Source organism: Patescibacteria group bacterium, assembly GCA_041650995.1.
Taxonomy (GTDB): Bacteria; Patescibacteriota; Patescibacteriia; order XYB2-FULL-38-15; family XYB2-FULL-38-15; genus JAHIRI01.
In genome coordinates this window covers 193,920-206,840 of record JBAZJZ010000001.1, presented here as the reverse complement: position 1 = coordinate 206,840, position 12,921 = coordinate 193,920, and the positions used below count along the sequence as shown (strand labels likewise).

The window sequence follows — 12,921 nt, the reverse complement described above, 5'->3', positions numbered from 1 at the left end:
ATTTAACTATACAACTTTAAAAAAATCCGCGCAAGAAAACTTATCCACAAATACTCTATCACAAAATTATTACAACTTTATTAAATCAGCGGAATTGTTTTAAGTCCGTCATCAAAATCTTTTTCATTATCAATTTTGATTTGCTGAATCGCGTGGTCAATCCGAACCGGCCGGCCATTTTGAAAAACAACCTTTGCCTCACCAAATTTCAACGCCTCGGCAAACTTGATCAGTCTGTCCCACTCCGCCGGGATCTCCCTCATCACTTTTGTTTTGTTACCTAAAGCCATTTGACTTCACAGTTAGCCATTAATGATTTGCGCATTTGCCACGCGATGGCGCGGGAAAAAACTCTATCATCATGTTTTCCTGATGTATGCGTCGGCCGGTTTTTTTCATCGTAAACCATGTCCAAAAATTCATTTTTCGCCTCAAGATAACATTCGCGCAATTCATCCTTACGAAGCGCCTCCTCAAGTTCAACAAGCATCAAAGGACGACTTGCTGAGGTTGTCTCCCATTCTTCAAAATCAACTCCCAAATCTCTTAACTTCTGGCAATGCGCAACTCCAATACCATTTTTTTCCACTCCCAACTTTACACTATATTTTTTACAAATTTCTGATACTTTAAAATCAAAAATCTCAATTGGCTCATTACTTACAATTTCAAAAACAGTTTTTGCCGGTTTAGTCCAGGGATCAATTAAAGAAAAACAATGTCTGTCTCCATTCTCAATGCCCTCCGCTCCGTCCAATCCTCCAAGATAAAAATGTTTTTCCACCAATGGTTCTTGAGTAGAAATATTGACGGTCCGGAAGACTGGTCTGCCCGATTGTAAAAAACAAGTGACATCATCTTCCGGATATTCCTGCACAAAAAGATCACCCAGATCCCAAACCTTATATCGCCGCCATTTTATTTGACCTATGGTTAAATTATTTTTTAAAACCAAATCATTTTCTTCATCTGTTAATTTAAATTCAGCATCCGGTATTAAAAAGAGCTCTGCGATTTTTGGCGGTAGATTTGCCCTGTCTTCTTCAGTCAAATACTCGGCCGAATATTCCTGATTCAACCACCAAGGATAAAAATGAAATGTGTATGAACTTTCGTGTGCCTTAGCTTTTTGGCATTCATCATAAAACCAATTGCCGCGGCCGAACGGAGTACTTTCAATCCTGATCTTTCCGGAAAGTGGCACTGCCTCTGTTATGCCGGAAATAATATTTGGCGCATTATTCCAAAAAGCAACCTCTGAAAGATGTGCCCGGTGAATTGTGTCGCCGCGGCCAAAAGACCTCTGCCCGGCCGTGCCTATATAAAACGAACTTGGCAGTTTTGGAAAAGTAATCTCCTGCTTTGTTTCATACTTAATTCCCGGTTTAACTTTAAGATTACCAATATAATATTTTACCTTTTCCAAAAGTCTGTGAGTCGCTTCATACTCATGAGAGATTACCACTGCAGAGGTTGGAGCTCGTAAACAATCAATAAAATAATCCGCCAAAATATAACTTGAAAAACCTTCTTGACGAGCCTTAAGAATCAGATCCCTATTTGTTTGTTCCTTTTCGTATTTTGCCTGAACTGCGTTTAGTTTGAATTTTACTTTTTGCTGCTTTTTGTTCTGAATTCTCAGCAGGCCCTCTATTAATTCTTTGTTGGTTCTCATAGTCCTCTTCGTCTTCTTTTAATAAGTCATCAAGAGTTTTTGCCTCACTAATTTCCATTTTGCTTTGTTCGGCCGGTAATCCCATCTCCACTCTTACCATCTTCCAGAAAGTTGCCACGTCAGAACTGTTAATTTCTTTGCCCGGGTTATTTTTAAGTTGTGTGGCAAATCTCAAAACTACGGCTCTAAAAACCTTTAAAATATCAATCCTGCTTTCCCGCGCTACATTCTTAGCTTCATCAAAGAGATTTTTGTTAGCATCATCATCCATCTTTTCCATCTCCTCCTGCCATCTGAATTTAGAAGACCAATTTTTCAGCGTTGTAATACTCCGCGGCCGATTAAGATTCGGTAGTAATTTAGTCCATTCTCGGTACAACCGTTCTAAACTTCTATCTCCACCCAAACCCCAGTACGCCATAAAGGCGGAACCTTGTTTCTGATCCATTTTTTTATTCTTGTCCTCCATATTTTTCTATTAAATCAAAGACCCAACTATCCTCATCCGGTAGGGGTAATTTTAACTGCTCTTCCTCCGGTGAATTTTTCATATCTTTTTCTAATAACATCACAAAACAAAGGCGAACGCTCAATTAAAAAAGCTGTTCGCCCGGTCCGCTCGCACGCGATTAAAGTTGATCCGGAACCACCAAACATATCCAAAACTTTGTCACCAATCCTCGAGCTGTTATAAATCGCGTTCTCAATTAATTTCAGCGGCTTTTGCGTTGGATGTTCATACTTGTTATTCGGATCTCGCGGAATACGCCAAACATCGGTAAGCCGCGCGCCGCCCCTCTTGGCAAAATAATGTTTTGCCTTTTCGTCAAAGCCGTAAACCACCATCTCATAGACTTCACTTTCTGTGTCGCCGGTGGCCTCAAATTTCAGCCCGGCTGCGATTAATTCATGCTGGTACCAGTAATCAGACCATCCCATCCCGCCATGCCCCTTGTCCCAGATAATACATCCCTTTGGCTTCAAATTGTTTTTCTTCAACGCCTGCCAAAAAGATGCCCAGGAACTCCAGCCCGAGCAAACATAATAAGCACCACCACCCTTTAAAAATTTCTTAAAATTTCCAAATACTTTTATACAAAATTCATCAAAGCCCTCGTCCGTGTAATCATCATCTCCATACGCTTCAGACCACTTGTCCCGATTTTTGCCGCTTGATTTATAACCGACGTTGAACGGCGGATCAGTAAAAACCAAATCTATTATATTCTCTCCTATCAATTTTTTCAGATTCAGAATTTCCGTACTATCACCGCAAAGCAATCTATGCCGGCCCAACTCATAAATTTCCCCGGGCTTAGATTCCGGTGTGGTAATTTTTTCCAATTCCTCTACGGCATTAAAATCTTCTTCCTTTGTCTCATGAAAATTTTTCAGCAGCTCGTCTATCTCGGCCGAATTAAAACCGGATAAAAATAAATCAACGTCTGCTTCTTCCAGTTCGGACAAAAGCGCGGCCAGCTTTTCTTCTTCCCACGATCCGGAAATTCTGTTCAGCGCGAGATTCAGCAACTTTTCTTTCTCCGGCGTAAGGCTGACAAAAACAACCGGCACCTCTTCGTAGCCGAGCGTTTTGGCAGCCAGAACTCTCTGGTGGCCGCCGATGATGATGTTCTCCCTCCCCGGATGCTGGTTTACCACTACCGGCTCCACAAAACCAAATTCCTGAATCGATCTAATCAGTTTTTTCATCTCGTCGTCCGGCATTATCCGGGGGTTGTATTCCGACGGGAGGAGTTCCTTGATTTTGATTTGTTTTATTTCCATTTTCTACTTCGTCAATTTTTAAAACTAATCTTATTAATTTAACCCACAAAAATTGCGGCATCCATTTTGGCTTCGGCTTTATCAGCTCCCAAATGGCGCTCGGCAGATGTACCCAGCCGTTCAAAAGTTTTTCCCGAAACTCCCTCTTGTACAGTTGCCGGAGTTTTTTAATTTTGCTTTGACACATAAATAGTCGGATAAATACAAACTTCAAAACCTTCCATTTCACTTTTTATTTTCTCCACGTGAAGACAAACAATTTTTTTGTCATTTTCAAAATATCCTTTTTTGTCCAGAATATCGAGCAGCGGCTTAATTGGATTGTCTACATCCCGGCAATTCGGATTTTTAAAATAAAACTTAATATCCACTCCCACGGTTCCCAGAATCTTCTCCCTGGCCGGCAAAGAGTACAGCAGCTCACGCTCATAATTTTTATACTTTTTTGTTTTAAACCTCCGGCCTTGCCATGCCTCATTAACTGAAAGCGGCCGGATATTATCCATCAAAATTTTAATCATTCTTCGCCTCCTTCCATTTCTGCCAGGCGCGCCAAATCATATTTCTAAAACAAGACTGGTGGTAAGGGCGGGGATTTTCCAAATCGTCGGCAATGATGTAGTGCTTGATCACACCACCCTCTTTTCCGCAGCCATTACATTTTTCCTTCATACTCTAAAATTTTAATTCTTTCCGCCTATTTGTCTCTCAGGGTTTATTCGTGGGTTTATTTTTTAATTTTAATAATCAATTCTCTGCCGTCCTCTAAAATAATATTTCCATCAAATTTTTTGTGTCCGCAACAAGAGGCAATCGTGATGATATTTGCGGCGTTTAGGGCGGCAACAATATCTGCTATACAAAAATCAATGTCTTGGCTTCGTCCTTTAATTGGCATCGGAATTTGACATTTAAACTCTCCAAGCCCACAACACTTTTTTGGTTTATCCATAAATTTAACGTGACATAAACTGCATGGCACAAACCCCGGTCCTTTCCATAAGTGGTATGTTCCAACATCTCACTGTCACAATAATTAAAAATGTTATAATTCCGATACAGAAAATACATATCGCTAGAAGATTTACTAACTCTTTTGTTCTTTCTTTCATAAAATTATTTTTCACCATCAGTTAATAAAAAGCCTTGATTTAGCACTCGGTCATAAAGAGTGCTACCATCCTTTCCGGTCGCGAATGGTAAAAATACTTGAGGCAATTCCACCATCTCCGTTTCATAAAGCGCGAGCTGCGCTAGTACCCAGTCCCTGATATTTCTCCAAGAAACGCGATAAACATAATCCTCATCGTTGCTGCGCTTAACTTGCTGCTCCTCTAACACCGCCTGAAAACGACGCCAGCTGACCGGCAGAGAAAATGCCACCGCCTGTTCTCCAATTTGAAGTTTAAATTTCAATGCCGCGATCCTCCCGGTCCCCTTTTCGTATTCGTAAAGCACGCCGGACGCACCGTGTTTAACTAAAGCGCTCTGTATTTCTTCAATGCTTCGATTGGCCGGGACGGTCGTGGTATAATTTTTAATTGGCATAATATTTTAATTTCTTGCCCGTCTTTTGTTTTCTCAAAGATGATTTATTGACGGACGATGCTTGCCCTTACTCCTTTCTGATAAAAACAGACAAAAAGGTATGATTAAATTTTTGTTATAAAGAACGAAGAAAACCAAGCATTTTTAAAAATTATTTTTCTCTCTCAATTAAAGAAATGAACATTCCATACAAAAATATCCCAAGCATAAATGTCGCCATTCCGTAGCGCTCCAAACCTACATAGATTGATCCAAGTATTAAATTAAGAATTGCCCAAATAAACCATTTCATATTTTTAAATCTCCAAACTCTTTTGAAAATCATCAAGCAGAAGTGATGCAACAAAAGTCACGTCTCGTGTACCCGGCCTTTCCTTGCGAATAGTGGCGAAAGCGTCTTCAAGTGAATAACCCTTTATAATTTGAACTCCCTGACCTTTCGGAAAAACAACCTCTCCTTTTTCACTTGTAATAATGACATAAATTTTGGCTGGCATTGCCTCCGGTTTATTTATATCCATCGGCTCTGCGATTTTAGTGTTTGGCATAAAATTTATTTATTTTTTCTAAATTTACCCGCAAGCGGACAATCGGCGAAGTGTGCGGCCCATTCACAATGACCAACCAAAACAATCGGAATCATTTTGTGATTTTTAGTGCATGCCCACCAAAATTCTGCGCCGCATTTGCATTTTGTTTTACTACTCCAGTTGACAATCACTTTGGCACCGCCTTTGAGCTGTATTTCTTGGCATTTTACTTTGCCAGTTGGGCCGATATAATTTTCATTATTTGATCTCTGCATTTTTTATTTGTTTTTTTATTGAAGACATGAACTTTTAAACACCGCGGACAATACATCCAAAAAATCGGACATATCCATTTCGCATTTCCAATCACTAAATTGTCTATTTTTTCTCTGGCAGCATCAAAAATTTTAGCGGCATTTTTACTCGTGATTGTAATTTCCCCTTTACTTGGCATACCAGCCATAATATTTTTATTTAATGATTAAAGTTTGACCGAATTTAATATCTCATCAACTTTTTTTATAACCGATCTTGTCGCATCAATATCAGCCAAGGCATTGTGAGCATTAAAAATTTCTATTCCAAATATTTTACAAACTGATTCAAGTTTTAAATTCTCGCAATCTATTTTATTAATGCTCTTCAAATATCCGAGAACGGGCAATGGATCTTTAACAACCCCAAAATATGAAAATAAATAATTATTTTTATTTTTAGAAAAAAATTCTTTTAAAAAATCTACATCAAATTTTACGTTATACCCGCAAACAATAAATTTATCGTTTTTATCATATTTATCAATGTATTTGTCAAAAATAGAAATTATTTTATTATAGGCTTCTCCGGGAGAATCAAAATTTTTAAGTTGCTCAGCGGTAATTCCGTGAACAGACATCGCGGACTGATTTATATTTTCGTAACTGAATGGCTGTAATTTAAAATCAAATCTTTCTTTTTCTTCACCATCAATTTCAATTATTCCGGCAAATTGAATTATGTCATTAACCACTGGATTGAGGCCGGTCGTTTCAGTATCAAAATAAATTATTTTCATGGAAAAATTAATTATTTATAAATTATTTCGCATACCATTTTTGTCTAAATTCTTTAAGACAATACCAGTAAACCGATCTGTCATTTTTGTCAGCCCAACCGCGCCGATTCTCTTTAAGTTCAATCCCATTTTCGTCAACGAATACATAACCCTCTTTTACAAGATCGTTTATTCGCGCGCCGATTCGCGCGATGCCACAATGCTCGTTGCCATAAACTTTTTGCATAATTTCCGGCGTAGAATGTGGCAAACCATCTTGCAATAAATTGAGTAGTTTTGCTCTTTGAGTTTTTGCGGCGTCAAAAAATGGAATCTGCATAGTTTGCGGAACCGGCGCAATAACTCTACCGGCCGGCGTGATTCGGTGAGTATAGTCCGCAAGCGAGATCTTGCCGGACTGGTAGAGTTGGAAATTTTCTCTAATTTCCGAGGGGGTCATTTTGTTTATTTTTTATTAAATTCTTCCAAAAAAGAATCAGTACAATCTTTGTCGGCAGCAATTAAATCTCCCGGATCAAAACTTGCCGCCTCTCCAGTGATACATGGCGCACAGCCAACCCATCCAGCTTCGCATGATAAATCCCAACTTGCCGGTGTGTCACAATGACTGCAAAGAACTAAATTTTTATCTTTTCTCAATTCCTGTTCTGTCATAAAATTAAATTAACTTTTTTTTAGTAAGAATTCCCTTGCTCTCCAGTTCGGTCCGCCAATGGTTTAAAATTTTTATTGCGGCGTCATTGCTTCCTTGCTTACTTACTTCCTTACTTACTTGTGTCCCCACCTGACAACCGCCCGACAACCGTTTATCAACCAATGCCTCCCGAGGTGGCGCAGGAAAGGTCGAATCGGCCTTTCTGTCTGCTCTCAAAATTTGATGTATTTTCCAATTTTTTAACTGGATGAAACATTCACCGCCAACCTCGTAAAGAATAAAATTTTTCATCGTTTGGCGCAGTTCTTCTACTCCGTCAAAAACATCATTCAAATCAGGATCGCCAAAAGGAAACAGAATGCCTTTTAAGACAACCGGATTGCCAGTCAATCGTCCCTCATCATCAGCCTGAGTGATACATCCGATCCAAAGCAATTTGCCAACCTGAGAGAGAAGGCCAAACCCTGAGTCCTGCCAAATGTTTGGCGCTAACATTCTTTTTCGCGTAGCCATAAGACAAGCGTTTAGTGGTTAGTTAGACTTCCCCCGTCGAAAGAAATTTATCCGCCTTCTGCTTGTCACTTAGAAGTTCCATTCCAACCTCTTCGCTTATCTGTCCTATTTTTACGGCGTAATCCAAGGCTCTGACTAATTCCTCACTCCCATGCTCCTCGTCCTTAATCGCGCGTCCGATTTCTTTTGATACAGAATTAAGATTTATAGCCGCGACATTCAACATCTTTTTTGCTCCGACAAGTCTTTTAAATTTATTTGTTTTCCATCCAGTCGCGAATTTTCCCATGGGATTTGCCATATTAATTTCCCCCTCCTTGCTGCTGTTCTCTTTGCGCGGCCCGGCTTAAAGGCATTCCGTATTTGCGCATGCTGTAGGCATATTCTTCCTGAGTGATTTTAACACCGGTCATCGCGCAGATTAATTTTTCTTCAGGAATTCCCGGAACATTGGCCGATGTATCTTTTGCGACCGGTGCAACCGGAGGTCTTACTGCCGGTCTGGCAACTGACCCTGCGGGCGGCGCTGCGGCCCGGCTCTCAAAACCCTCTACACCATCCATTTCTTCAGCCGGCGTGGCCTTGAACCCAGCCAGCACTACAACCCAGGCCAGCACGTTGCGCAACGCCTTGGCAGAGGCCCGCGTCTGTGCCATACTTTTTAACTGAAATTCTGGGACCAATTCGTCACTAACTTTATTTCTCTTACCATTTTTATATTCGTATTTTGATCGGGTATTCCATTTTGGTTCATCCCTTAAACAAGATGCTTCGGCCGACGAGATTATTGTTCCGCCAGAATTGTAGACATTTGCCTTGGCTTCAAATCCGTGGATTTTTCCTTCACGCATAATCTCTCTTGTCCAGTCAACGCCAACCGTCATGTTGTAGAACCGCGCGACAGTCTGCCAATCCTCAAACTCAATGTATTGCTCACCATTTAAAACTAATTTTTTTGGTTTTGTTTTGATAATATCCATCAAAACTTTGGCCGCGCGGCCGGCAAATTCAACTTGCTTAGCCGGATCAATCAATTGCGGCGGTAAACTTTCTCCTGCTTTAACAATTTGTGTCGGTTCTCTTTTTTCATTTTCCGGCTTCATGGTATCAGCCATACTTTTCCTTTCTTCACACCTTGGTGTGAGATTAAAGTTTTTATAAATTTTTACTCTTTTGCTTTTAGAAATCTCATTGACTTTGAAATTTCACACGTCGCCTTGCCCGAAATTTCCTCCGCCTTTTTTAGGGCCTTGATGTTTGTTTCTTCTTTTTTCAAGTCCGCGCTATAAGTCCAGGTTCTTCTTTCGGCTACCGAGAAAATTCCGAGATCTGTTTTTATTTGAGTGGCTTTTCTTTTTTCCATTTCTACTAAGCACTCAACCTGAAGTATTTTTTGTTTTTCTTGGAGATCTTTAATTTGTTTGTCCACTTCGGCGTACTGCGTATAAACTGATTTTTGATTTTCCATAATTTAAAATTATTCTTTATTTTGGCACTCGTAGCACCGGACTCTCTCAACCTCTCCATCGTAAAAATCAACCACCCGGCCGCTCACGAATTTTCCGCACTCAACACACTTGTAGCTGAGGTTGGATACCGGGCCGTGATCCGTGCCATTCCGGATACGTGCCGCTTTCAAATCAAGATTGTAATTCACAAATGCTTGATCAAATTTCTGATCCATAGTTTCCTTTCTTCACACCTTGGTGTGAGATTAAGAATTATTATTTTTTGCCCGGCTTGAAGAGCGAGTGTGTAGTTCGTGGTTATCCACAGCGGACAACCTCCCTTCAAGACCGGCAGAACATAACAAAAAACTACACACTTCATAGAGTGTGTAGTTTCGCTAATTTCCGCTATTTTATAGGAAATTTATGCGGTTGTGGCGCGTGGCGCTATCTCTTTTGCCATTGCGGGGCTCGACGCGCTTTTTTCAATCCCGGTTTCTTTCTTTCTTTTACTCTCGGGTCGCGAGTTAAGTATCCTGCTTTGCGCAAATTCTTTTTAAAATTTACATTCAACTGAACGAGAGCTCTGGAAATGCCTAAACGAACCGCCTCAGCCTGGCCGCGAAGACCGCCACTAAAAGATTTTGCTTCAATATCAACTTTATCCGCCTGCCCGACCGATTTCAATGGTCCAGAGACAATCTGTTCCATTTCATCAGTTGGAAAATATTCAGTATATAATTTTCCGTTTACCGTAATTTTCCCCTTACCATTTTTATGAAGCTTCACGGTGGCAATAGCTTGTTTGCGCCGGCCGATAGCATAAATATATCCCGATTTTTTATCTTCGGTTACTTTTTCTTGAACCGCCACCACTTCTTTTTCTTCTTCCATTTTGGGTTTTCCTTCGGCTATCTTCTTCTTGACAACTTTTTTCACGACCGGTTTAACAGCCTTGGTTGTTGTTTTTTTAGGTTTTTTTGTTTCCGCAGTCATACTTTATTTGCTGATTTTTAACCTTTTGATTATATTTTTTCTTGATCTATTTGTAGGTAACATTCCCCATACGGCTTTCCAAATAACTTTTTGCGGGCTCTTCTTGAATAACTGTTCGATTGTCGGCTGCTTCGCCCCGCCCGGAAAAAAAGTATGCCAAAAATATTTTTTATCAGTAAATTTTTTACCGGTAAATTTTACCTTGGTAGCATTAAGGACATTAACAAAATCCCCGCCATCAACATCAAATCTAAAAGTCGTTTTATTTTTTCCACGCAGAAGCATGGCAACGTGCGTCGCCAATCTTCCGAGAGGCACGCCCGCCGCGTCAATTGTATGTATTTGTCTTTTTATTATTGCTTTTGGCATATCCCGTTAAATTTATACTAATTCAATTTGAACAATTTCCGCTCCATCTCCCTGCCGACGACCGACATTTATAATTCTCGTATAACCGCCTTTTCTATCTTTATATCTCGGCCCAATTTCTTCAAGAACTTTTTTAACTGCCGCTTCTTTATACAAATATTTCAATAAATAACGTCTGGCCGCCAAAGTATTCTCTCTACCGCGCGTAATTAATCTTTCCACAATCGGCTTTACGGTTTTTGCCTTAGCCTTAGTAGTTTGCATCTTTTCATACAAAATCAAACTTACCGCCAATCCTCTGAGTAAGGCGGTTCTTGGTCCAACTTTTCTATCTAAAATTTTTCCCTTTTTTCTGTGTCTCATAAATGACTTTTAACTTTACGCTTTGCAGTTTTAACTTTTAGCTTTTTTTTGGTCTTCCTCTTTTTTTCTTCGCCTTATCTTCGGCCGGAGCTTCTTCCTCTTTTTCCTGAACAACTTCCTCTTCCCCTTCCTCGTCCTTAACTTTTTCTGAAATTTCCTCTTTTGAATCTGTTCCGTTTAAAAATAAATTGAAATGATCAATTAAAATCTGGACGCTTTGTTTTAGGGCTTCTTCCGGAGTAATTGTTCCGTCAGTTTCAATATCTAAAATCAAACGATCATAATTTGTTATATCACCAACACGAACATTTTCCACTTTATAACCAATATTCTTAATCGGAGCGAAAATTGAATCAACGGCAATGGCCCCAAGTTCTAATTTTTCTTTTTCCCGCGCTTCCACCGGCAAAAATCCTCTCCCCTGGCTTACAAAAATTTCCATTTCTAAATCAGCATTTTTACTAGTCAAAGTGGCAATATGTAAATCTTTATTTATGATTTCCACGTCAGAAGATTTTAAAATGTCAGCGGCTGTCGCTTCTTTTTCTCCCTTGGCTTTCAAAACCAAACGCACCGGTTCAGTTGAAAAGACTTTTAATCTCAACTGTTTAATATTCAGGAGAACTTCCACCACATCTTCTTTCACGTGCGGAATTGTGGAAAATTCATGCTGGACGCCTTTTATTTTAACGGCTGTCGCCGCCGCTCCCGGTAAGGAAGAAAGTATCACGCGCCGGATGGCATTGCCCAAAGTCGTTCCATAACCGTAATAGCAAGGTTCAACTACAATAGTCGCCTCGTTTTTGTTTTTTCCTTTTTTGATTTCGATTTTGGACGGTAAAATAATTGGTTCCATAAGAATTTGCTAAACTCGTTTAAATTATTAACGAGAATAAAACTCAATAATCATTTTGAGATCAAACTGCGTCTTCACGTCGTCTTTATTTGGCTTTCTTGTAACTTTTCCTTCCATTTTAACAATATCAAGCGCAAGCCATGCCGGCGGTTCATACTTCGCAAGTGTCTGCGATAAATTTTGGAAAACTTTTTTTGGCGTGGCGCTTGTTTTAATAGAAATTACATCACCAATTTTTACCTGGTATGAAGGAATCGTAACTTTTTTCCCATTTACTGCTAAAAGCCCATGGCCGACAAATTGCCTTGCTCCCTGGCGCGATTTGCTGATTCCAAGACGATAAACAGTATTATCAAGGCGCATTTCCAGAAGTTGGAGTAAAAATTCGCTCGTATCCCCGGTTCTCTTTATAGCTTTTTCGAAATAATTTCTGAATTGTCTTTCTAAAATTCCATAAATATGTTTGGCTTTTTGTTTTTCTCGAAGCTGTGTTCCATAGCCAGTCAATCTAATTTTCCCTTTTGGACCGTGCACGCCCGGCGGATAACCTCTGCGGACAATCGCGCATTTAGCCAAATTACAACGATCCCCTTTTAAAAAAAGTTTTTCTCCCTCTCGGCGACATTGCGCACATCTAGCTTTTAAATTTCTTGCCATATTTCAGTTTAAACTCTCCTTGGTTTTGGCGCCCGGCAACCGTTGTGCGGAATCGGGGTCATATCCTTAATTGATAAAACATTTAATCCATTTGCATTTAAGGCGCGAACTGCCGCTTCTCGTCCAGAGCCGACACCCTTCACTAAAACATTCACTTCTTGCAAACCATAATCCGCGGCTTTTTCCGCCGCGTTCTTCACAACAATGCCTGCCGCGTAAGGTGTGGCCTTTTTAGGACCTTTAAAACCACAAAGTCCGGACGAAGACCATGCCAAAACATTTCCATTCGGATCAGTCAAAGTAACTATCGTATTATTGTAAGTAGCCTGAATATAAGCTCGACCACTCGGCACATGCCTTACAACTTTTTTCTTTTTAGCTTTTGCTTTTGGGGCGACTCCGGTTTTCTCTACGGGTTTTTTCTCGCCCTCTGTGGCTGCTTCGGTTTTTACAATTTGTTCTTCTGCCATAA

General features: G+C 40.1%; 26 protein-coding genes. All 26 read right to left on the bottom strand.

Annotated features, from left to right (window positions below):
- Nucleotides 1-80 precede the first annotated feature (80 nt).
- Nucleotides 81-290, bottom strand: a complete 210-nt coding sequence (locus WC445_01145; protein MFA5128552.1) for a hypothetical protein — start codon at nt 288-290, stop codon at nt 81-83.
- A complete protein-coding gene (locus WC445_01140) occupies nt 281-1,675 on the bottom strand; it encodes a hypothetical protein (protein MFA5128551.1) in 1,395 nt (464 codons plus the stop codon). Before WC445_01140 ends, WC445_01145 begins: the two co-directional genes overlap by 10 nt.
- The gene (locus WC445_01135) at nt 1,557-2,144 is read right to left on the bottom strand and encodes a hypothetical protein (protein ID MFA5128550.1); all 588 of its coding nucleotides are present in this window, start codon (nt 2,142-2,144) and stop codon (nt 1,557-1,559) included. The genes WC445_01140 and WC445_01135 overlap by 119 nt, the downstream gene beginning before the upstream one ends.
- A 32-nt stretch (nt 2,145-2,176) precedes the next feature.
- Nucleotides 2,177-3,400 (bottom strand): site-specific DNA-methyltransferase, encoded by a 1,224-nt coding sequence (locus WC445_01130; protein MFA5128549.1) that lies wholly within the window; start codon nt 3,398-3,400, stop codon nt 2,177-2,179.
- The gene (locus WC445_01125) at nt 3,369-3,647 is read right to left on the bottom strand and encodes a hypothetical protein (GenBank protein ID MFA5128548.1); all 279 of its coding nucleotides are present in this window, start codon (nt 3,645-3,647) and stop codon (nt 3,369-3,371) included. The genes WC445_01130 and WC445_01125 overlap by 32 nt, the downstream gene beginning before the upstream one ends.
- Nucleotides 3,628-3,981 (bottom strand): RusA family crossover junction endodeoxyribonuclease, encoded by a 354-nt coding sequence (locus WC445_01120; protein ID MFA5128547.1) that lies wholly within the window; start codon nt 3,979-3,981, stop codon nt 3,628-3,630. Before WC445_01120 ends, WC445_01125 begins: the two co-directional genes overlap by 20 nt.
- Nucleotides 3,974-4,132: a hypothetical protein gene (locus tag WC445_01115; protein MFA5128546.1), complete on the bottom strand. Its 159-nt coding sequence runs from the start codon at nt 4,130-4,132 to the stop codon at nt 3,974-3,976. Before WC445_01115 ends, WC445_01120 begins: the two co-directional genes overlap by 8 nt.
- A gap of 55 nt (nt 4,133-4,187) precedes the next feature.
- Nucleotides 4,188-4,412 carry a hypothetical protein gene (locus WC445_01110; GenBank protein MFA5128545.1) on the bottom strand — a complete coding sequence of 75 codons (225 nt, stop codon included), beginning with the start codon at nt 4,410-4,412 and terminating at the stop codon, nt 4,188-4,190.
- A gap of 164 nt (nt 4,413-4,576) precedes the next feature.
- Nucleotides 4,577-5,008, bottom strand: coding sequence for a hypothetical protein (locus WC445_01105; GenBank protein ID MFA5128544.1), 432 nt, complete (start codon nt 5,006-5,008; stop codon nt 4,577-4,579).
- A 151-nt stretch (nt 5,009-5,159) separates the two neighbouring features.
- Complete coding sequence (locus WC445_01100) at nt 5,160-5,300, bottom strand: hypothetical protein (GenBank protein ID MFA5128543.1); 141 nt, start codon at nt 5,298-5,300, stop codon at nt 5,160-5,162.
- A 4-nt stretch (nt 5,301-5,304) separates the two neighbouring features.
- Nucleotides 5,305-5,556: a hypothetical protein gene (locus WC445_01095; GenBank protein ID MFA5128542.1), complete on the bottom strand. Its 252-nt coding sequence runs from the start codon at nt 5,554-5,556 to the stop codon at nt 5,305-5,307.
- Between the two features lie 5 nt (nt 5,557-5,561).
- Nucleotides 5,562-5,813, bottom strand: coding sequence for a hypothetical protein (locus WC445_01090; protein ID MFA5128541.1), 252 nt, complete (start codon nt 5,811-5,813; stop codon nt 5,562-5,564).
- Between the two features lie 206 nt (nt 5,814-6,019).
- Nucleotides 6,020-6,592: a 3'-5' exonuclease gene (locus WC445_01085; protein ID MFA5128540.1), complete on the bottom strand. Its 573-nt coding sequence runs from the start codon at nt 6,590-6,592 to the stop codon at nt 6,020-6,022.
- A 22-nt stretch (nt 6,593-6,614) separates the two neighbouring features.
- Nucleotides 6,615-7,031 (bottom strand): hypothetical protein, encoded by a 417-nt coding sequence (locus tag WC445_01080; GenBank protein MFA5128539.1) that lies wholly within the window; start codon nt 7,029-7,031, stop codon nt 6,615-6,617.
- Between the two features lie 5 nt (nt 7,032-7,036).
- Nucleotides 7,037-7,246 (bottom strand): hypothetical protein, encoded by a 210-nt coding sequence (locus tag WC445_01075; GenBank protein MFA5128538.1) that lies wholly within the window; start codon nt 7,244-7,246, stop codon nt 7,037-7,039.
- Nucleotides 7,247-7,250: 4 nt separating this feature from the next.
- Nucleotides 7,251-7,760: a hypothetical protein gene (locus WC445_01070; GenBank protein MFA5128537.1), complete on the bottom strand. Its 510-nt coding sequence runs from the start codon at nt 7,758-7,760 to the stop codon at nt 7,251-7,253.
- 22 nt (nt 7,761-7,782) lie between these two features.
- Nucleotides 7,783-8,061 carry a hypothetical protein gene (locus WC445_01065; protein ID MFA5128536.1) on the bottom strand — a complete coding sequence of 93 codons (279 nt, stop codon included), beginning with the start codon at nt 8,059-8,061 and terminating at the stop codon, nt 7,783-7,785.
- 1 nt (nt 8,062) lies between these two features.
- Nucleotides 8,063-8,875, bottom strand: coding sequence for a hypothetical protein (locus WC445_01060; GenBank protein ID MFA5128535.1), 813 nt, complete (start codon nt 8,873-8,875; stop codon nt 8,063-8,065).
- Nucleotides 8,876-8,925: 50 nt separating this feature from the next.
- The gene (locus WC445_01055; protein MFA5128534.1) at nt 8,926-9,228 is read right to left on the bottom strand and encodes a VCBS domain-containing protein; all 303 of its coding nucleotides are present in this window, start codon (nt 9,226-9,228) and stop codon (nt 8,926-8,928) included.
- A gap of 9 nt (nt 9,229-9,237) precedes the next feature.
- Nucleotides 9,238-9,444 carry a hypothetical protein gene (locus WC445_01050; protein ID MFA5128533.1) on the bottom strand — a complete coding sequence of 69 codons (207 nt, stop codon included), beginning with the start codon at nt 9,442-9,444 and terminating at the stop codon, nt 9,238-9,240.
- A gap of 211 nt (nt 9,445-9,655) precedes the next feature.
- Nucleotides 9,656-10,102, bottom strand: coding sequence for a 30S ribosomal protein S9 (gene rpsI / locus WC445_01045; protein ID MFA5128532.1), 447 nt, complete (start codon nt 10,100-10,102; stop codon nt 9,656-9,658).
- Nucleotides 10,103-10,207: 105 nt separating this feature from the next.
- Entirely contained in the window at nt 10,208-10,573 is a 366-nt protein-coding gene (rplM, locus tag WC445_01040; GenBank protein ID MFA5128531.1) for a 50S ribosomal protein L13, read from the bottom strand.
- A gap of 12 nt (nt 10,574-10,585) precedes the next feature.
- Complete coding sequence (gene rplQ / locus WC445_01035; GenBank protein MFA5128530.1) at nt 10,586-10,936, bottom strand: 50S ribosomal protein L17; 351 nt, start codon at nt 10,934-10,936, stop codon at nt 10,586-10,588.
- Nucleotides 10,937-10,973: 37 nt separating this feature from the next.
- Nucleotides 10,974-11,792: a DNA-directed RNA polymerase subunit alpha gene (locus tag WC445_01030; GenBank protein ID MFA5128529.1), complete on the bottom strand. Its 819-nt coding sequence runs from the start codon at nt 11,790-11,792 to the stop codon at nt 10,974-10,976.
- Between the two features lie 27 nt (nt 11,793-11,819).
- Nucleotides 11,820-12,449 carry a 30S ribosomal protein S4 gene (gene rpsD / locus WC445_01025; protein MFA5128528.1) on the bottom strand — a complete coding sequence of 210 codons (630 nt, stop codon included), beginning with the start codon at nt 12,447-12,449 and terminating at the stop codon, nt 11,820-11,822.
- 8 nt (nt 12,450-12,457) lie between these two features.
- On the bottom strand, nt 12,458-12,919 hold the full coding sequence (gene rpsK / locus WC445_01020) for a 30S ribosomal protein S11 (GenBank protein MFA5128527.1): 462 nt from the start codon (nt 12,917-12,919) through the stop codon (nt 12,458-12,460).
- Between the last annotated feature and the right edge of the window lie 2 nt (nt 12,920-12,921).